The organism is Streptomyces sp. WM6386 (assembly GCF_000972385.1).
In the GTDB taxonomy this organism is placed as follows: Bacteria; Actinomycetota; Actinomycetes; order Streptomycetales; family Streptomycetaceae; genus Streptomyces.
This window is the reverse complement of record NZ_JXTE01000576.1, coordinates 1-393: the sequence shown is the minus strand read 5'-3', so window position 1 is coordinate 393 and position 393 is coordinate 1. Positions and strand designations below refer to the sequence as shown.

The window sequence follows — 393 nt, the reverse complement described above, 5'->3', positions numbered from 1 at the left end:
CTTGAAGCGGGCGGGCTGCTCGCGCAGGGCGAACTTCTCCGCCAGCGGGGAGCGGAAGCCGCTCGCGTCGATCAGGTACTTGGCGCGGAAAACCTCGCCGTTCTTGCCGGTGATGGAGACGCCGTCGTCGTCGAAGTCGAGGTCGGTGGCGAACCAGTTCTGCCGGGTCGTGCAGCCGTACTTGGCGGCGACGTTGAAGTATTACTGGTGGCTGTCCTGGCGGAACAGATGGCTGGGGTCGGTGAGGACCTTGGGGATGACGAACATCGTCGCCTGCTCCGGGTCCGGCTCGCGGCCCGCCTCGTGCTTGAGGAACCCGAAGCTCTGCTTCTTGCCGTGGTGCGGGCCGATGTTGTCGGCGACCGCCTTGGCGCTGAGCAGATGGCCGAGCTC

The 393-nt window shown here is 66.4% G+C and carries 1 pseudogene; it reads right to left on the bottom strand.

Annotated features, from left to right (window positions below):
• Positions 1-201 precede the first annotated feature (201 nt).
• Positions 202-393, bottom strand: a pseudogene (locus TN53_RS48065) (FAD-dependent oxidoreductase); the annotation flags it as partial.